This window comes from Nocardia sp. NPDC004860, from assembly GCF_040609015.1.
Taxonomy (GTDB): Bacteria; Actinomycetota; Actinomycetes; order Mycobacteriales; family Mycobacteriaceae; genus Nocardia.
On sequence record NZ_JBEXJI010000001.1, the window covers coordinates 156,594 to 173,924 of the forward strand.

Annotated in this window: 17 protein-coding genes; 9 read left to right on the top strand and 8 right to left on the bottom strand. The window is 68.5% G+C overall.

Going from position 1 to position 17,331, the window contains the following annotated elements; translation table 11 throughout:
* Nucleotides 1–12: 12 nt before the first annotated feature.
* The gene (locus tag ABZV44_RS00740) at nt 13–594 is read right to left on the bottom strand and encodes a UbiX family flavin prenyltransferase (protein ID WP_354830299.1); all 582 of its coding nucleotides are present in this window, start codon (nt 592–594) and stop codon (nt 13–15) included.
* Between the two features lie 168 nt (nt 595–762).
* Between ABZV44_RS00740 and ABZV44_RS00745 the strand changes: the two genes are divergently transcribed.
* The 4 genes from ABZV44_RS00745 (at nt 763) to ABZV44_RS00760 (ending at nt 4,742) form a co-directional block, all read left to right on the top strand.
* The gene (locus tag ABZV44_RS00745) at nt 763–1,770 is read left to right on the top strand and encodes an AraC family transcriptional regulator ligand-binding domain-containing protein (RefSeq protein WP_354830301.1); all 1,008 of its coding nucleotides are present in this window, start codon (nt 763–765) and stop codon (nt 1,768–1,770) included.
* Between the two features lie 185 nt (nt 1,771–1,955).
* A complete protein-coding gene (locus ABZV44_RS00750) occupies nt 1,956–2,549 on the top strand; it encodes an MspA family porin (protein WP_354830302.1) in 594 nt (197 codons plus the stop codon).
* A gap of 116 nt (nt 2,550–2,665) precedes the next feature.
* The gene (locus ABZV44_RS00755; RefSeq protein WP_354830304.1) at nt 2,666–4,543 is read left to right on the top strand and encodes a PspC domain-containing protein; all 1,878 of its coding nucleotides are present in this window, start codon (nt 2,666–2,668) and stop codon (nt 4,541–4,543) included.
* The gene (locus ABZV44_RS00760) at nt 4,536–4,742 is read left to right on the top strand and encodes a hypothetical protein (protein WP_354830305.1); all 207 of its coding nucleotides are present in this window, start codon (nt 4,536–4,538) and stop codon (nt 4,740–4,742) included. Before ABZV44_RS00755 ends, ABZV44_RS00760 begins: the two co-directional genes overlap by 8 nt.
* A 129-nt stretch (nt 4,743–4,871) precedes the next feature.
* On the opposite strand, the gene guaA is transcribed toward ABZV44_RS00760, so the two are convergent.
* Nucleotides 4,872–6,437, bottom strand: coding sequence for a glutamine-hydrolyzing GMP synthase (gene guaA / locus ABZV44_RS00765; RefSeq protein ID WP_354830306.1), 1,566 nt, complete (start codon nt 6,435–6,437; stop codon nt 4,872–4,874).
* Between the two features lie 462 nt (nt 6,438–6,899).
* Between guaA and ABZV44_RS00770 the strand changes: the two genes are divergently transcribed.
* A complete protein-coding gene (locus tag ABZV44_RS00770; RefSeq protein ID WP_354830307.1) occupies nt 6,900–7,718 on the top strand; it encodes an alpha/beta hydrolase in 819 nt (272 codons plus the stop codon).
* A gap of 188 nt (nt 7,719–7,906) precedes the next feature.
* Here ABZV44_RS00770 and ABZV44_RS00775 read toward each other — a convergent pair whose 3' ends face one another.
* On the bottom strand, nt 7,907–9,040 hold the full coding sequence (locus tag ABZV44_RS00775; RefSeq protein WP_354830309.1) for a GuaB3 family IMP dehydrogenase-related protein: 1,134 nt from the start codon (nt 9,038–9,040) through the stop codon (nt 7,907–7,909).
* A gap of 174 nt (nt 9,041–9,214) precedes the next feature.
* Complete coding sequence (gene guaB, locus ABZV44_RS00780; protein ID WP_354830311.1) at nt 9,215–10,759, bottom strand: IMP dehydrogenase; 1,545 nt, start codon at nt 10,757–10,759, stop codon at nt 9,215–9,217.
* A 410-nt stretch (nt 10,760–11,169) separates the two neighbouring features.
* On the opposite strand from guaB, the gene ABZV44_RS00785 reads away from it, so the two are divergent.
* Nucleotides 11,170–11,583, top strand: a complete 414-nt coding sequence (locus ABZV44_RS00785; protein WP_029923780.1) for a DUF5319 domain-containing protein — start codon at nt 11,170–11,172, stop codon at nt 11,581–11,583.
* 121 nt (nt 11,584–11,704) lie between these two features.
* Here ABZV44_RS00785 and ABZV44_RS00790 read toward each other — a convergent pair whose 3' ends face one another.
* The 3 genes from ABZV44_RS00790 to ABZV44_RS00800 all read right to left on the bottom strand — a co-directional run bounded on the left by ABZV44_RS00790 (nt 11,705) and on the right by ABZV44_RS00800 (nt 14,536).
* A complete protein-coding gene (locus tag ABZV44_RS00790; protein WP_354830313.1) occupies nt 11,705–12,856 on the bottom strand; it encodes an anti-sigma-D factor RsdA in 1,152 nt (383 codons plus the stop codon).
* Nucleotides 12,849–13,430: a sigma-70 family RNA polymerase sigma factor gene (locus tag ABZV44_RS00795; RefSeq protein WP_213557917.1), complete on the bottom strand. Its 582-nt coding sequence runs from the start codon at nt 13,428–13,430 to the stop codon at nt 12,849–12,851. The genes ABZV44_RS00790 and ABZV44_RS00795 overlap by 8 nt, the downstream gene beginning before the upstream one ends.
* A gap of 161 nt (nt 13,431–13,591) precedes the next feature.
* Nucleotides 13,592–14,536, bottom strand: a complete 945-nt coding sequence (locus ABZV44_RS00800; protein ID WP_354830315.1) for a hypothetical protein — start codon at nt 14,534–14,536, stop codon at nt 13,592–13,594.
* Between the two features lie 610 nt (nt 14,537–15,146).
* On the opposite strand from ABZV44_RS00800, the gene ABZV44_RS00805 reads away from it, so the two are divergent.
* Nucleotides 15,147–15,440: a WhiB family transcriptional regulator gene (locus ABZV44_RS00805; RefSeq protein WP_040855647.1), complete on the top strand. Its 294-nt coding sequence runs from the start codon at nt 15,147–15,149 to the stop codon at nt 15,438–15,440.
* Nucleotides 15,441–15,863: 423 nt separating this feature from the next.
* Entirely contained in the window at nt 15,864–16,403 is a 540-nt protein-coding gene (locus tag ABZV44_RS00810) for a sigma-70 family RNA polymerase sigma factor (RefSeq protein ID WP_354831587.1), read from the top strand.
* Here ABZV44_RS00810 and ABZV44_RS00815 read toward each other — a convergent pair.
* Entirely contained in the window at nt 16,378–16,683 is a 306-nt protein-coding gene (locus tag ABZV44_RS00815) for a hypothetical protein (protein WP_354830317.1), read from the bottom strand. The two genes, ABZV44_RS00810 and ABZV44_RS00815, sit on opposite strands and share 26 nt — an antisense overlap.
* 159 nt (nt 16,684–16,842) lie before the next feature.
* On the opposite strand from ABZV44_RS00815, the gene ABZV44_RS00820 reads away from it, so the two are divergent.
* The gene (locus ABZV44_RS00820) at nt 16,843–17,082 is read left to right on the top strand and encodes a hypothetical protein (protein ID WP_354830319.1); all 240 of its coding nucleotides are present in this window, start codon (nt 16,843–16,845) and stop codon (nt 17,080–17,082) included.
* The last annotated feature ends 249 nt before the right edge of the window (nt 17,083–17,331 follow it).

Genomic DNA, 17,331 nt, shown 5'->3' on the forward strand with positions numbered 1-17,331 from the left:
TTCGAGGAGGTGTCACTCGCCCCAGCGGGGCATATCCGGTAGATCGACGCCGAACAGATCCAGCGCCCGGCCGACGGTGTGGTCGACCAGTTCGTCGATGCTGTCCGGGCGCAGATAGAACGCGGGCACCGGCGGCATCACGATGCCGCCGGATTCGGTGACCGCGGTCATCGCGCGCAGATGGCCCAGTGTCAGCGGGGTTTCGCGCACCATCAGCACCAGCCGGCGCCGTTCCTTGAGGGTCACGTCCGCCGCGCGGGTGAGCAGGTTGTCACCGTTGCTGTAGGCGATGGCCGACAGCGTGCGAATCGAGCACGGCGCCACCAGCATCCCCGCTGTCCGGAACGAGCCCGATGCGATGGCCGCCCCGATGTCGGCGGGACGGTAGACCACGTCGGCCATGGCCGCGAGATCCTTTGCACTGAACTCGGTTTCGTAGGCCCGGGTCTGCTGCCCGGCGGGTGTCACCACCAGATGGGTCTGCACCCCGGCCTTGCGCGCAAGTTCCAAGGCCCGGATGCCATAGGCGATTCCGGTCGCTCCGCTGATTCCCACCACCAGCCGACGCGGTGTCCCGGTCGTAGTCTCTGACACCGCCTCAGCGTTGCCGACCAGGGGCGACTCGCAGAAGGACCGTTCATGTCAGGCAGGGAACCGAATGCGTCATCCTCGACCGGCCGCCGCGGGGAAGGCGATCCACCACCGATTTCGCCGAGAGCGTGACCCGGGCGTCGGATTCCGGTCAGCGCTTACGATGACCATGTGTTCGATTCGGTGCCCGCCTATAGCGCAGTATTGGCCCGATGCGTACTGAACACGGCGGGCGAAGGAGTCGACACGCGCATACTGCTGCGTGACGCCGGCCTGCCGCAGTCGGTGCTGACCGCCGAGCACGGCATGGTGTCCAGCGGCGCCTACCTGCGGCTGTGGGAGAACGCCGAATTCCGCCAGGATGCACCGGAAGTCGGATTGCGGATCGCCACGACGTACCGGATCGGCCGATTCGGCATCTTCGACTACCTGTTCAGCACGGCCGCCACCGTCGCCGAAGGGCTCGCCGCGGTGCGGCGCAGCAGCGCGCTGATGGCCACCACCAATCACCACTACCGGTCGGCTCCGGACTCGAGCGACAGCGAGCACACCATGGTGCTGGAGATGATCGACGGCGAGGGGCGCGGCGCCGATCTGACCATCCAGGCCGCCTACGCCAGCACGCTGGCTCGCATCCGGCACGCCAGCGGGGCATCGATCACGCCGACCCGAATCACCTTGCGACAGAAGCCACCTCGGTCCATGGGACCTTTCGTCGACGCCTTCGGTACTGCGGCCATCGACTTCGGCGCCCCCTTCGACAGCGTGACGCTGCGGACCTGCGACCTGGCGTTGCCGCTGCGCACCGCCGATCCGGTACTCGCGGAAATCGTGCGTGGGCACGCGGAGTCCCTGTCGGCCCCGCTGCTCGACGAGCTCTCCTGGCCGGAGCAGGTGCAGCGGGCGCTGCGGGAGATGCTCGGCGGGGACGACGTCTCACTGAACGCCGTCGCGCGATGCCTGACCGTGAGCCCGCGAACCCTGCAACGCCATCTGGCCGAATCCGGCACAACCTGGCGACGCGAACTGGACCTCGCCCGGCAGACGGTGGCCCGGCAGGCCGCCGAGACCACCACCAAGTCGTCGCTGGCCCACCGTCTCGGGTATTCCGATGCGCGCGCACTGCGCCGCGCGGCTCGCCGCTGGGGCTCGCGCGCGGAGGAGCAACAGGCGAGCTGACAACCGGACTTCCCATCGCCGATCCCCACAGCCGACTCCCAGGAAACCCGCAGTGATCATGGAGATTCGCCGCTGATCATCGACAACGGCCCGCGCAGCGTGCCGCAGATTTGGGCAGGATCGCGGGGAGAACAATGCAGGGCGCACGGGTATTGACGGCTGTCGCGGCAGCCGCCGGATACGCAATGATCACAGCACACGTGAGCGCGGCCTACGCGCCGCACGAGAAAACCTATTCGACGACAAGCGGATTCGCGTTCACCGTCGGACAGCGGGACCTGGACGCCCGGCCGATCGCACCCTTGAACGGCATGCCGACCAATCGAGAAGTGTTCCTGGACAGTACTTCCTACGGGACCGTGCCCGCCGGAGCCACCGGACATCTGAAGACCGGGTACTACGTCGCCTGCCAGGCGGACATCGACGCCAAGCTGCACATCGACCCGGAACTCGACCTCAACCCCACCGTCACCGCCACTGCCGGGCTCGACACCTCGCTCGGCCCGCACGCCGGCGTCGACCTCAGCGTCGGACCCACGGTCACCGGCGGCGTCGGCGTCGACATCTCCATCGCCCCGGGCAAGATCGCCGACGTGGTCGCCGGGGAGAAGGACCTGCCGGGCAACGGCGGCACCGGGACACTGCTGATCCAGGACTTCCACCTCATGGTCGGCGACTGCGGCGGACCACTCACCATCCGGCCCTACACGCTCATCAGCGCCGACTCCGGACCCGACGGCGGCAGCGGCGCGGTGTACGGCGACCCCATCACCCTGTAGGGCCCGGGACCGCGCCCATCGCCGCCGGTAGGGCACGGCTCCGGGCCGAAGTTCAGGTACCCATTCAGGGTGATCCCCGATGCGCCCGGACAACGCCGAACAGCACGATGGAAGCCATGACGAGAACGAGCGACTGGTCCAAGAGCGCCGGGCGTACCGGCTTCTCCGATCAGCTTCACGATCTGTGGCAGACCCGGCCGATGCGCTTCCCGAAGGACGGACCGCTCGCGGGCGTGGCCGTCGGCTTCGGCCGCCGCTACCACGTGGACCCCGTCCTGGTGCGGGTGGCGTTCGTGGTGTCGGCGCTGTTCGGCGGCGCGGGCATCGTGCTCTACCTGCTCGGCTGGCTGCTGCTCCCGCAGGCGGGCGATCAGTCCTCGCCTGCGGAATCGCTGTTCGGCCGCGGCCAGTCCTCGCAGAACTCGTCCCGGACCATCGTGCTCATGGTGGCGTTGGGGATCGCCGTGAGCACGATGGGACCCGTCGGCGTCGGGCTCGGCGGGTCCGGCGTCATCAGCTTCGCGCTCATGCTGGCCGGCTGGTGGCTGCTCTACCAGCGCCAAACCCAGCCGCCCGCCACCTATTTCGACCAGACGGCCGCCGACAGCCTCCTCAACACCGGCTACCCCGGCACCACCAACCCGTACTGGACCGGCTACCCGGGCGCCAACGCCGTCACCTTCCAGACCTACGGCCCGTACACCACCCTCCCGGACCACTACGAGCCCGACCCGAACCAGCCACCCGCGCCGGAATCCGCTGCCGCCCAGCCCATGTCGCAACCCGGCACGGAGCAGCAGCCCGCCCCGGGCGGCGATGCCGGCACAGCGGTGCTCCGCGCCAACCCGCCCGAGGCCGACACCGCCGCCCTGCGCCCGGAATCGCCTGCCCCGCAAACTTTTCCGGACGTCGAGGTAACCGAGGTGCTCGATACGCGCTACGCCCCGGCATCCTCCGTGGCCGACACCGTGGTGATGCAGAAGTCCGGATCTCCCTCGGGCCCGCGCACTTCCGGAGAGCCGACCGACGCCGCCCGGACCGGGACCCCGGATCAGGGTGCGGCCGCCGGGAACCGGGCGGCGGATTCCGGGCAGCCCGGCAGCGCAGCTCCGGCGGCACCGGTCGACATGAGCAAGCCCGGAGCCCCTGCCCCGTCTGCCCCGAACAGCCCCGCCGCACCGGCCGACGACGGGAATACCGGCGGAAGCGAGACGCCCGCCCGCCCCGAGATCGGCGAACCCCGTGTGCTGCACCAGATTCCGTCGGCCACCGATCGCCCCCGGGCCGGATTCGGGCCCGCGCCGATCTCCCCCGACTTCGGGCCCACCCCGCCCGGCTGGGATCCACTCGGCGTGGCCCCGCTGGCCTGGGAGCTCCCCGAGCCGGGCATGCCGCCGCAGCAGACCGCCGTGCAGGCACCGCCGCGCCGCCCGCGTTCCCGGCTGACCGCGGTCACCATCGGCCTCGCGATCCTGGCCGCCGCCGCAGCGGGTTCCGTGGCCGCCTCGGGCGTGGACTGGATGACTCCGGCCCGGATCGGGTCCGCGGCCCTCGCGGTGATCGCGCTCGGTCTGATCATCGGCGCGTTCCTGCGGCGCGGCCACGGCCTCATGGTGCTCCTCGCCCCGCTGGCCGGATTCGTCATCCTGGCCTCGCTGGTGGGTCCCATCGAATTCGATCAGGGCGCGATGGGCGACCACCGGTGGGCCGCCGCAACAGCTTCCGAGCTCCTGCCCGAGTACCACGTCAGCATGGGTTCGGGCACCCTCGACCTGAGCAGGCTGCAGCTGACCGAGGACCGCGACGTCGCGGTGAAGGTACGCATGGGCGACGCCCGCGTGGTGCTGCCACCCAACCTGCGCGTCAATACGACATGCACCGTCCGCATGGGCGATTCGAATTGCCTGAGCGGAATGTCCGGCCCGGCGACGGGTCCCGTCCTGAACCTGACCGTCGATGTGCAGATGGGAAATGCGGAGGTGAACCGTGGCTGAGAACCAGAACAAGAACCGTCGTCCCTCGTTCGGACTCCTGCTGGCCGGCCTGCTGGGCCTGGGCGTGAGCGTGTGGGCCTTCGTCGGCCCCCACTTCTGGCCCGTCTCCGGCGGACTGTCCCTGGGCTGGATCGTGGTGATCGCGGCCATTGTCGTCGGCATCGTCCTGGTTCTCACCCCGAGGAAGAACCGGGACTAGCGAGCCGGCCGCGCTGCCCCTTCCCCTCGCCGGGGTAGCGCACGTTCCTTCGAGGAACTGCCCTTCCGAGAAGGCCGAAGGCCCCGCACCCTTCCGGGTGCGGGGCCTTCGCGTGTCAGTGGGAGACACTCACTCCCATTCGATGGTCCCCGGCGGCTTGCTCGTCACGTCGAGCACCACGCGGTTGACCTCCGCCACCTCATTGGTGATGCGGGTGGAGATGCGCTCCAGCACCTCGTAGGGCAGGCGGGTCCAGTCGGCCGTCATGGCATCCTCGCTGGAGACCGGGCGCAGCACGATCGGGTGGCCGTAGGTGCGGCCGTCGCCCTGGACGCCGACGCTGCGGACATCGGCCAGCAATACCACCGGGCACTGCCAGATCGACTTGTCCAGACCAGCGGCCGTCAGCTCCTCGCGCGCAATGGCATCCGCCTGACGCAGCAGCTCCAGCCGGTCGTGGGTCACCTCGCCGATGATGCGGATGGCCAGACCCGGACCCGGGAACGGCTGGCGCGCAACGATTTCCTCCGGCAGGCCCAGCTCGCGGCCGACCGCGCGCACCTCGTCCTTGAACAGCAGCCGCAGCGGCTCGACGAGCGCGAACTCCAGATCGTCCGGCAGACCGCCGACATTGTGGTGGCTCTTGATGTTCGCGGTGCCCGCACCGCCGCCGGACTCCACGACGTCCGGGTACAGCGTGCCCTGCACCAGGAACTCGACCTTGGTCTCGCCCTGCTCGCCGACCACCTCGGAGACCGCGTCCTCGAACGACCGGATGAACTCCCGGCCGATGATCTTGCGCTTCTCCTCCGGATCGGTGATGCCCTTCAGTTCACCCAGGAACTTCTCCACCGCGTCGACAGTGACCAGCTTGGCCCCGGTCGCGGCGACGAAATCACGCTGCACCTGCTCACGCTCACCCGCGCGCAGCAGACCGTGATCGACGAACACACAGGTGAGGCGATCACCGATGGCCCGCTGCACCAGCGCCGCCGCCACCGCGGAGTCCACGCCGCCGGACAGCCCGCAGATGGCGTGCCCGTCCCCGACCTGCTCGCGCACCTGGGCGATCAGCGCGTCGGCGATATTGGCGGGCGTCCACGCGCCCGGAATCTCGGCGATCTCGTGCAGGAACCGGCTCAGCACCTGCTGACCGTGCGGCGAGTGCAGCACCTCCGGGTGGTACTGCACACCCGCCAGCTTGCGCGCCCGATCCTCGAACGCGGCGACCGGTGCGCCCGCGGAGGTCGCGGTCACCTCGAACCCGGCGGGGGCATCGGTGACGGCGTCGCCGTGGCTCATCCACACCGGCTGCCGAGTCGGCAGGCCGCCGTGCAGGATGCCGCCGTCCACGCTCAGCTCGGTGCGGCCGTACTCTCGAGTCCCGGTGTGCGCCACCGTCCCGCCGAGCGCCTGCGCCATGGCCTGGAATCCGTAGCAGATACCGAAGACCGGCAACTCCAGATCGAACAGCCGCGCGTCCAGCTGCGGCGCGCCCTCGGCGTACACGCTGCTCGGCCCGCCGGAGAGAATCACCGCGAGAGGATTCTTCTCCGCGATCTCCTCCACGGTGATCGTGTGCGGAACCACCTCGGAATACACACTCGCTTCGCGCACCCGGCGCGCGATCAACTGCGCGTACTGCGCGCCGAAGTCGACGACAAGGACTGGTCGCTGGGTTTCTGCCACGGCCACAGTCTAGTGAGCGACACACACCACATTGACCACGCCTCCCCGGCCTTCGCTCTCGGCTGGGTATACCTGCGGACAGGTAGGTGACAACTGATCTTGTGGGATGCGGGTAACTCACCGGGTACGTCCAAATTCGGTTCGGCACCCAACCGCCGGCACGGGTGCGGGGCAGTCAACGGCACTGAGCCGCCCGCCGCGCGGGGAGGCGGAGCGGCAGTCCCGGGGAGGCGGGATGGACCTCCACCCCGGGCCGAGGTGCGCCGCGGCAGCGGCGGCCCGCCCGGCCCGGAAGTGGTGGCATCGGGACGGTATTCGCGTCGGGTGGGTCACCGATAGGGACTTCCGGCCCATTCCTGACGAATCTCGGCCAGTCGCGCCGGGACACGGCCGACCCGTGCTCACCGAGCGTCGCGGTGAGCAGGAAAGCTCGCCGGATTGTCACCGGTGCTGGCTATCCTCTACCTCGTGCCATTCGCCCGTGCGATCGATGCCGAGATCCACTACGAAGACAGCGGGGGCGGAGGCCCGGTGGTGCTGTTGGGGCACGAATTCCTCATGGACCGAACGATGTTCGCGTCGCAACAGGCGGCGCTGACACCCGAGTTCCGGATCGTGACCTGGGATGCGCGCGGGCACGGCCGCACTCGCGATGAGGGGCTGCCGTTCACGTACTGGACCTCCGCCCGGGACGCGCTGACCGTACTGGATCAGCTCGGCGCGGAACGCGCGGTGGTGGGCGGGATCTCGCAGGGCGGCTTCATCGCCCTGCGCACCGCACTGCTGGCACCCGGCCGCGTCGCCGCCCTCGTCCTGCTCTCCAGCGAGGCGCACGAACCCACCCCGGCCGAACTCACCAACGCCCGTAGGTTCCTCGACAAATGGTATGAGGACGGGCCCCGCCCGGCCCTCGCCGAATACCTCGCCCGCTGGCTCATCGGCGACGACGACTGGTACCGCGCCGTCTGGGTGAAACGCTGGCTCGCCCGCGACCCCACCGCCACCGAGGTGGCCGCCGGCGCCCTGCTGGGCAGGGACTCGGTCCTGGACCGACTATCCGAAATCACCTGCCCCACTTTGGTCATCCACCCCACCCGCTCCGGCGTCCCCCGCTCCCACGCCCGCGAACTCGCCGACCGCCTCCCCAATGCCCACTACCTCGAAATCGAAGGCGCCCGGCAGACGGTGAACATGACCCACCCCGTGGCCGTCAACACCGCGGTCCGCGAATTCCTCCGCGGCATACCCGCCGCTCCGCGCCTGCAGCGTGCGGCTTGGGAGTCGTAGAGACGATTGTGGACGTACCCGACGAGATACCCGGATCGGTACGAAATCAGTTGTCACCTTTGCGAACGAAACGGCCGATCCAGGACTTCGACAGCGGCCGAAGTCAACCGGCGGCACGGACGTCGGATACAGTTCGCGCCCTTGCACATTCGGGTGAATGCACAAGGGCGCGAGGCTGTGCTCCGTGGTCAGGCGCGGACGTTCAAACCGACCTTTTGGAATTCCTTGAGGTCGCTGTAGCCGGTCTTCGCCATCGAACGACGCAGGCCGCCAACCAGATTCAGCGAACCGAACGGGTCGTTGGAGGGGCCGTAGAGGACCTGGTCCAGCGGGACGCGCTCCTCGTCGACGGCGTACGGCAGCACCGCGCCGCGCGGCACCGACGGGTGCGCGGCGGCCGACGGCCAGTACCAGCCGTTGCCCGGGGTCTCCCGGGCCATGGCCAGCGGCACGCCCAGCATGACCGCGTCCGCACCGCAGGCGATCGCCTTGGCGATGTGGCCCGAGGTCAGCGTCTCGCCGTCGGCGATGACGTGCACGTAGCGCCCGCCGGTCTCGTCCAGGTAGTCGCGACGCGCGGCCGCGGCGTCGGCGATGGCGGTGGCCATCGGCACCCCGATGCCGAGCACCTCACCCGTGGTGGTGGCGCCCTGCATGGAGCCGTAACCGACGATGACGCCCGCCGCACCGGTGCGCATCAGGTGCAGCGCGGTGCGGTGATCGGACACACCGCCCGCCACCACCGGCACATCCAGCTCGGCGATGAAGGTCTTCATGTTCAACGGTTCACCGTCGCCCACGTGCTCGGCCGAGATGATGGTGCCGTGCACCACCAGCAGGTCGATGCCCGCCTGCACCAGCGACGGGGTCAGCGCCCGCGCGTTCTGCGGGCTCACCCGCACCGCGGTGGTGACACCGGCCGCGCGCACCTGCGCGACCGCGGCCGCCAGCAGATCGGGCTGCATCGGGGCGGCGTGCAGCTCCTGCAGCAGCGCCACCGCGGCCTCGGTGCCCTCCTTCTCGCCGACCTCGGTCAGCTGCTGGATCTTGGCGGCCACATCGGCGTGCCGGGCCCACAGGCCCTCACCATTGATGACGCCCAGACCGCCGGCCTTACCCAGCTCGATGGCGAACTCCGGCGACACCAGCGCGTCGGTGGGATGCGCCAGGAACGGGATCTCGAAGCGGTAGGCGTCCAGCTGCCAGGACAGCGATACCTGCTTGGACGAGCGGGTCCGACGGGACGGAACGATGTCGATATCGTCCAGTTCGTAGGTGCGCCGGGCGGTCCGGCCCATGCCGATCTCGACCATATCGCGCATCGTCAGTCCTCCTGTGTCTAATTTGCCCTCCGCTTCGCTCCGGGCGGGTTCGCGGCGCTGGAGGTCTCGTTCTTCCCTCCCTCCGCTCCTCCGCTGCGCTCCTCCGCTCCGCTCAGTCCAGAACGAGACGCGCCGCGAACCTTGTGGGCGTTGGTATTTGCCGGTTCGGTCCGGCTACGAACGGGTGGTGTAGTTGGGAGCCTCGACGGTCATGGTGATGTCGTGCGGGTGCGACTCCTTCAGGCCCGCCGCCGTGATCTGCACGAACTGCGCCGCCTGCAGATCGGTGATGCTCTGCGAACCGGTGTAGCCCATGGCCGCGCGCAGACCGCCCACCAGCTGGTGGATGACCTGATCCAGCGGGCCGCGGAACGGCACCCGGCCCTCGATGCCCTCGGGCACCAGCTTCTTCTCCGAGAGCACGTCGTCCTGGAAGTAGCGGTCCTTGGAGTACGACTTGGCCTCGCCGCGACCCTGCATGGCGCCCAGCGAACCCATACCGCGATAGCTCTTGAACTGCTTGCCGCCCACCAGGATCAGATCACCGGGCGACTCGGCCGTACCGGCCAGCAGCGAACCGAGCATGACGGTCGAGGCGCCGGCCGCGATGGCCTTGGCGATGTCGCCGGAGTACTGCACACCACCGTCGGCGATGACCGGCACACCGTGCGGCTTGCACGCCGCCACGGCCTCCAGGATCGCGGTGATCTGCGGCGCGCCGACACCGGCGACCACGCGGGTGGTGCAGATGGAGCCGGGGCCCACACCCACCTTCACCGCGTCCACGCCCGCCTCGACCAGCGCCAGGGCGCCCGCGCGGGTGGCGACATTGCCGCCGACGATCTGTACTCGGTCGCCGACCTCGGCCTTGACCTTGGAGACCATCTGCAGCACGCCCGACTGGTGACCGTGCGCGGTGTCCACCACCAGCACGTCCACGCCGACCTCGGCCAGCGTCATGGCCCGGACCCAGGCGTCCTCGCCGACGCCGACCGCGGCGCCGACCAGCAGGCGGCCGTCACGGTCCTTGGTGGCGTTCGGGTACTGCTCGGTCTTGACGAAGTCCTTCACGGTGATCAGGCCGCGCAGCTTGCCGCTGCCGTCCACGATCGGCAGCTTCTCGATCTTGTGGCGGCGCAGCAGGCCCAGCGCGGCCTCGGCGGTGACGCCCTCCTGGGCGGTGATCAGCGGCGCCTTGGTCATCACCTCGGCGACCTTGCGGTCCTGATCGACCTCGAACCGCATATCGCGGTTGGTGATGATGCCGACCAGCATGCCGCGCTCGTCCACCACCGGCAGACCGGAGATGCGGAAGCGGGCGCACATGGCGTCGACCTCGGCCAGCGTGTCATCGGGGCGACAGGTCACCGGATCGGTCACCATGCCCGCCTCGGACCGCTTCACCGTCTCGGCCTGCGCGGCCTGCGCCTCCACCGACAGATTGCGGTGCAGCACGCCCATACCGCCCGCGCGCGCCATGGCGATGGCCATGCGCGCCTCGGTAACGGTGTCCATGGCCGAACTCACCAGCGGGGTGCGCAGCGAGATCTCACGCGTCAGCTTGCTCGAGGTGTCGACCGAGCTCGGAATAAGATCCGAGGCCGCGGGCAACAACAGCACGTCGTCGAAGGTGAGACCGAGCATGGCGATCTTGTCGGGATCGTCGCCGCCCGTATGGGGGCGGCCAGTGTTTCGTTCGCCCGTCACGGGACTGCTCATTCGGATCGACCCCTCCTGGACCTCGGCATCATCCACCGGACCGGACACCGGTGGACGCATGGATGAATGGCAATGCCGGCGTTTGCTACCCGGCCTTTGGTCAACCATGGTATCGGCTCGACAATTCCACGCCGCACCCCGCCCGACCCCGCGTCAGTGGGCCTGACAGCGCCGGATCGACGGCCACAACCGCTGCGGTTTGTCGGCCGTGCCATTACTGTGTCGGCAGCCACGACATCACTACACCTGCCCAGGACAACCACTACGCCTGCCAGGACAACCACTGTGCCTGCCCAGGACAACACCGTGCGCCACACCGAGAGCGCACTGTGCGCCGCACCACCAGCGAAGTGAGGGCAAATCCCCTTCAGCGCTGGCGCACATGGGGTGGTTCTGCGTACCGTGGGACTGTGCGTGACCATCTACCACCTGGCTTGCCGCCGGATCCGTTCGCCGGAGACCCCTCCGACCCGTCGGCCGCGCTCGATGCCATCGAGCCGGGGGAGCCGCTGGATCCTCACGAGCGCCTAGCGGTCGAAGAGGATCTCGCCGACCTCGCGGTCTACGAGGCGCTGCTGGCCCACCGCGGCATCCGCGGTCTCGTGGTCAGCTGTGAGGACTGCCGGCAGGATCACTACCACGACTGGGACATGTTGCGCGCCAACCTCCTCCAGCTACTGGTGGACGGCACGGTGCGACCGCACGAGCCCGCCTACGACCCGACGCCCGAGGCCTACGTCACCTGGGACTACTGCCGCGGTTACGCGGACGCTTCCATGAACGAGGCACTGCACGGCGACGGATTCGACGGGTTCGACGTCTGATTCATCGAAAAGGGCCTGCATCCCAAGGATGCAGGCCCTTTTCGCATGTCCTGCGAAGGCCGTTCCGCCCCGCTGACGTGAAAACCCGATCGGCGCACGACGATCGGGTGAAGCGGGTGCCCTAGTGCGTCCCCGGCAACGGAGCCGGCGGCAGCAGGCCGCCGCCGGTCGGCAGGACGATCGTGGACGGGACGGGCGCGACGGGCGAGGGCTTTTCGACCGGCGGCGGCTGCAGGCCACCACCCGTCGTACCGCCACCCGTCGTACCGCCACCGGTATTGCCTCCGCTCGGCACCACGGCCGACGTCGGGTTCCCGCCACCACCGGTCGGCGGCACCACCGGCGATTCGGATTCCTGCGGCAGGGACGGCAGGGTGGTCACCGGCGGAACGGTCGGCACCGTCGAAACTCCGCCTCCGGTGCCCGGATTCGGGCTCGGCGCGGTTTCGATCGGCCGCGAATCGACGGTCGTCGACGGGCCGCCATCGGTCTTGGTCGGCGGATTCACCGGCGGCACCGGCTGATTCGGCGTGGTCGTCACGACCGGGGCCTTGGTGGTGCTGCTGGTCGGGGCGATCGACGCCAGCGAGCTGGCCACCTCGGGCGCCTTCTGCTGCAGCACCGCGTACAGCTGCTGCCAGCGGTCGGTCAGGTTGTCCTTCTTGCCGGAGTCGTTGACCTGGGAGGCATTGTCGGCGGCACGCTCCATCAGCGGCTTGGCCTCGTCGGCCTTGCCCTGCGCGATGAGCTGCTGCGCCTGTACCAGATCACTGTCCGCCCGCGAGACAACCGTCGATTGGGCCTGTTCGCTGAACACGACCTCCTTGACCCGCCAGAGCGGATCGCCAGGACTCGCGTTGTAGGAGAACGCCGTCAGACCTCCGATGACGAGTGCCACGGCCGCCGCCGTACCCAGGATGGGCCGGACGAGCCTCAGTCGCCCGCGATTCGACGCGCCGATTCTGGCCTGCCGTGCGCCGATCTCCTGGTTGACCGCGGCGACAATGGCATCCAGGTCCGGTCCGGCCGGCAACGGCTCGGCCACGATCTCCGCGCGCCAGTCCGCCAGCAAAGCGGCGAGCTGATACTCCTCCGAAGTACCCGTCTGCACGGGGCCGTCGCCGGAGATGGCGTCGATCAGTGCATCGTCGCGTCGCACCGCGGCAATGTCCACCGGCCCGGTATCACCGGACGCCTCGGCGTAGGGACCGCTGTTCTGCGATCCAGGTCGCGCCTTCCAGTCGCCCCGACCGCGCTCGCCATCCCTAGCCATACATTTCACCTGCCCTCGCCACTTGAGACTTGAGTTTCGCGAGTGCCCGGTGCTGGGCGACTCGTATAGCACCCGCCGTACTGCCCACGGCGACTGCAGTTTCTTCAGCCGACAGACCCATGACCAGGCGAAGGATCAGGATTTCTCGATGCTTTTCCGGCAAGGTCGCCAGCAGAGCGTTCATCTGCCGGCTCGTTTCGGATTCGAGAGCTCGCTGCTCCGGTCCCTGGTCGGTGGATATGACATCCGGTACTTCGGCCATGGCGTCCGCCTTGTTACGGGCGGAATTTCTGTGGGCGTCTGCGACCTTGTGCGAGGCGATGCCGTAGACGAAAGCCATGAACGGCCGACCCTGATCCTGGTACCTGGGGAGGGCGGTCATGACGGCCAGACAAACCTCCTGCGCGACGTCGTCAGCGGAGAGCTGGCCACGTTCGGCCGAACCGATGCGCGCACGGCAATACCGCACCACGAGGGGGCGGATGCTCACCAGTACCTGGGAAAGGGCCGCCCGGTCGCCCTGCGCTGCGGCAGCGACGACTGCGGGATCCAACTCCTCACCCGTGTTGTTCATCGTCAGAGCTGTTCCTGGCGTTTTCGAGAGTGGCACGGCGGCGGGAGAGCCGGTGCTTCCGCCGATGGGGGCGGAACGGTCCAACAATAGCGGCTGGCGCATTCATGCCAGCCGTTACGGGGTCCTTCTCCGGGACGACTCAGGGAAGTCCCGGGGGCTACTCAGGGATGGCCGAGAAGACCGCTGGCCGAACGCAATCGCCCGCCGCGAGCGTCCAGCAACCGCGCGCACTCGGCGGCCACGATCGCGCCGTCACCTCCGGGTTCGACGCCGGAGCGCAGCATGGCGCAGGCCCAGCGCAACGGCAGCAGCTCATGTTCGGCACAGGCGCGATCGACTTCGGTTGCGAGAGCCCGGGATCGGTCGAGGTCGCCCGCGGCGGCGCTGGCGGCGGCCAGAAGTAGCCGGGACTTCACTCGATGCCGCAGCGAGGGCGAGTTTTCCGCGAGGGCGAGGGCGGCCTCGGCGTGAGCCAGGGCGGGATCGGCCGGAGCCGGGCGACCGCCCGCCGCGAGCTCGGCCGCGGGGGCGGAGATCAAACCGGAGCCGGGGGCCGACAGCGCCGTCTCGGCAGCCACCCAGTGCAGTCGGACACGCGGGCGCCACACACTCGCGGCATCGGCCAGATGAACGTCGAGGTATTTGCGGCAACGATCCAGCAGCCGGGCGGCAAGCGCCGGGCGGAGGGTGCCGAGAGCATCGGCGGCGAGTCCGGTCAACGCATCGCAAACCGCTTCGGCGCGCCTGATTTCCGCCGGGGTCGCGGCCAGCGCGGCCACGGGAGCAAGATCGCCGGCGACGGCGGGCAGGGCGAGGGCGGCCGCGCGGCCGTCGGCGACGGCGGCGTCGCCGTGCCAGCCGAGCTGGCGCAGCAACGAGGCCTCGGTGCTGTGGGTGAGCGACAGCAGTGCGAGGTCGGTGGTGGCGCGGCGGGCGCGGCCGAGCTCGGCGCGCGCGGCGGCGTAGTGTCCGATTCCACTGAGCGAGACTGCTCGCAACCAGGATTCGGCGGCATCGGCGGCCGCGGGCAACCCGGTGGCAGCACGTTCCGGAGTGGCGCCGAAAGCGGCGTCGGCGAGTTCGGAGTTCACTTCGAGCACAGGCACAGCCGCACTGTAACCAGTGCCGGGGCAAGTGAGGGCAGCCGACATACCACAGGCCCCCAGCTATCGATCAGCATTCACGAGCGCCTTTGTGTTTCCACTCCGTAAATCTGTTCTCGCTATCGCCCAGCACGCCCGTAAGGAATTCGTATAGCGTTTCGCGCTATTAACCTGACGGCCGCGAATCGGCCATCTCTACCCTACTCAGCGCGAGATGTCCAATGGCTGAGATCACTCTGATCGAGACTCTTGCATAGATCGAGTGACAGGTATCGACCCTCGAAAAGCTGCTGCTACCAGGCACTTCGACCAGTCGGATGGGCTATCACAGCTTGGTCACGGTACTGGGCAACCGATCAGTATCACCACAGGCAGGCGGTTTTGTAAATAGCGAGGATGTTAATTCTCTAATGTGCACGTATTCGGCTCGAGTCGAATGAAGCTATTGACTCGAATTCGTTGTCCGACCTAACGTACGTCATCGCCGTCGTTGGCGTCGTGTCGAATTTCGGAGCCGACGAAGTGCGATCGCCGGGCCACGGCGATGCGGCCACCTGTTTGCCACCAGCACCGCTCGACAATGCCGACGAGCTCGCACCATGAGGAGTTCACCATGCCTATGCCGACCCACCTCCCAGGTCCGAACGCCGATGTCTGGGATTGGCAGATGCGCGGATCCTGCCGCGGCCAGGACTCCGCGGTGTTCTTCCACCCGGACGGCGAACGCGGCCGCGCCCGGGCCCAGCGCGAGCTACGCGCCAAGGAGATCTGCAAGTCCTGCCCGGTGCTGCTGCAGTGCCGGTCGCACGCGCTGAAGGTCAGCGAGCCCTACGGCATCTGGGGCGGCATGTCCGAGACCGAGCGTGAGCTACACGCCCGCCGCAACCGCCGGCGCATCGTCGCCTGACCTACCCGTTCTGCGCTCCAGGCAAACTCGCGTGACTGGTGTTCACCAGCGGTATCGCTGAGGACGGCGACCGGGTGGGCTCGAGATTCCTCCCATCCGACAGCGATGGCGTGCCGAATGTCTAGCAAACACCCGGCACCGCTCGAGAGGGTCGGCGACGACCGGCGTCACGTCATGTCTCGAATGTCATGTATGCGACGTTTCGGTGCAATGGAAAGCCACTCTGCCACAGTCTCTTTGCCGATACCCCCACGCGAGAGGAGGTTATAGCGGCACGCTACCCTCGTGGCCGATGACACAGAACGGAGCGTTGTGACAGCGCGGCCGCCTGCCGCAGAGGGCAACTCGTTCCAGAGCTCGAGGGACGGAGGGGCGGAAACGCCCAGCGTGGACTCTGCGGTGACGGCGCGCGCAGCCGAAAGTCTGGAACTAGCCGCACTCCTCGAGCGTTGCGGGCAGTCGGATCAGCAGGCGTTCGCCGAGCTGTACGACCGCACCAGCGCGAGAGTGTTCGGCCTGGTTCTACGCGTGCTACATGATCCGGGCTATGCGGAGGAGACCACGCAGGAGGTCTATCTCCAGATCTGGCGCACGGCAGCCAACTTCGACCCGTCCAAGGGTTCCGCCGTCACCTGGTTGATGACGCTGGCCCATCGGCGCGCGGTCGACCGGGTTCGGGCCGAGCAGGCGCACGCCCTGCGCGAGGTCGCGTACGGCACCAGCACCCTCGGCAACGAATTCGACGAAGTCACCGAGGAGGTCGGGCGCCGGCTGGAACAGCAGGCGGTGCTCGCCGGCCTGGCGACGTTGACGGAGACGCAGCGGGAAGCCATCTCCCTCGCGTACTTCGGCGGACGCACGTACGCCGAGGTCGCAGCCCATCTGGGCGTGGGGTTACCGACCGTTAAGTCCCGTATACGGGATGGATTGACACGACTCAAGAAAAGTTTGGGAGTGACGTGAGATGAAAGAAAGCCAGATCGATCTCGCGCACACTGTCGCGCTCGGATCGATCGGCGACGAAGATCAGCGCGCAGTGGCGGACCTTTTGGATACCGACGACGCTGTACTGCGCGCCGCCTTCACCCAGGAAGTGCAGCAGACCCGAGAAGCCATCATGCTGGCCGCGTCCGCGGTGGCCGTACCGCCACCGCCCGCGCTCCGCGACCGCCTTCTCGCCGCGATAGCCACAGACCAGGCACCGCCGAACACGATCCACCGTTCCCACCCCGGTCTCCACCACGGAAACGGCCGCTCCCCCAGTCCGATCCACGACTGAGAGCTAATTTCCCGAAGTAAGAGGTCCTGAACCCGTCACGCCCGCGAGGCCCCTGTGCATGCCGCCGATTCAGGTCGCCTGACCGGTTTCGGCTGCATGCTTTGCCGGTAAAGACCGATTCGTATGCGACTCCTCAGCATCTCCATTCGCTCCTACCGCCGTGGCCTCGCGGGACTGGCCGCTCTCACTCTCGTCGTCGGGGGTCTCTACGCCTTCACCGACTCCCATTCGGGCGATCTCCGGGACCCATCCCCCGTTATCCCGCTCCCGCCCGTCTCCGGGCCGCTGGGCCCGAATTGGCTGACGCCGTCACCGACCGACTCCTACCCCTGGCCCACGCTGACGAACTCCCCGGCGCGCTGACTCCCGCGCGGATCCGAAAACCGGTGCGGGCCCGCATACCCGGACCGATACCTCGCGTCGGTCGGATTCCGTTCGCGCATTGGAACTTTCATGGAACGAGGCCGGCAGTGCCTCGGTGGACAGGGCGCGGCGGCCCGAAAATGGCAGTGGCGCAAAGCAGTCCGGGACTGACCACGGCAACCCGGCCATCACCATGGCAGTGGGCGCGACCATCGCGAGTGCGGGCGTCACCATGGCGATGCGGGGCGT

Excerpts from the sequence above, each read along its gene's own strand:
- ABZV44_RS00820 (WP_354830319.1), top strand. The coding sequence starts at position 16,843 with ATGCGACTCCTCAGCATCTCCATTCGCTCCTACCGCCGTGGCCTCGCG.
- ABZV44_RS00795 (WP_213557917.1), bottom strand. The coding sequence starts at position 13,430 with ATGAACAACACGGGTGAGGAGTTGGATCCCGCAGTCGTCGCTGCCGCA.
- ABZV44_RS00775 (WP_354830309.1), bottom strand. The coding sequence starts at position 9,040 with ATGCGCGATATGGTCGAGATCGGCATGGGCCGGACCGCCCGGCGCACC.
- ABZV44_RS00755 (WP_354830304.1), top strand. The coding sequence starts at position 2,666 with ATGACGAGAACGAGCGACTGGTCCAAGAGCGCCGGGCGTACCGGCTTC.
- ABZV44_RS00805 (WP_040855647.1), top strand. The coding sequence starts at position 15,147 with ATGCCTATGCCGACCCACCTCCCAGGTCCGAACGCCGATGTCTGGGAT.
- guaB (WP_354830311.1), bottom strand. The coding sequence starts at position 10,759 with ATGAGCAGTCCCGTGACGGGCGAACGAAACACTGGCCGCCCCCATACG.
- ABZV44_RS00750 (WP_354830302.1), top strand. The coding sequence starts at position 1,956 with ATGATCACAGCACACGTGAGCGCGGCCTACGCGCCGCACGAGAAAACC.
- ABZV44_RS00790 (WP_354830313.1), bottom strand. The coding sequence starts at position 12,856 with ATGGCTAGGGATGGCGAGCGCGGTCGGGGCGACTGGAAGGCGCGACCT.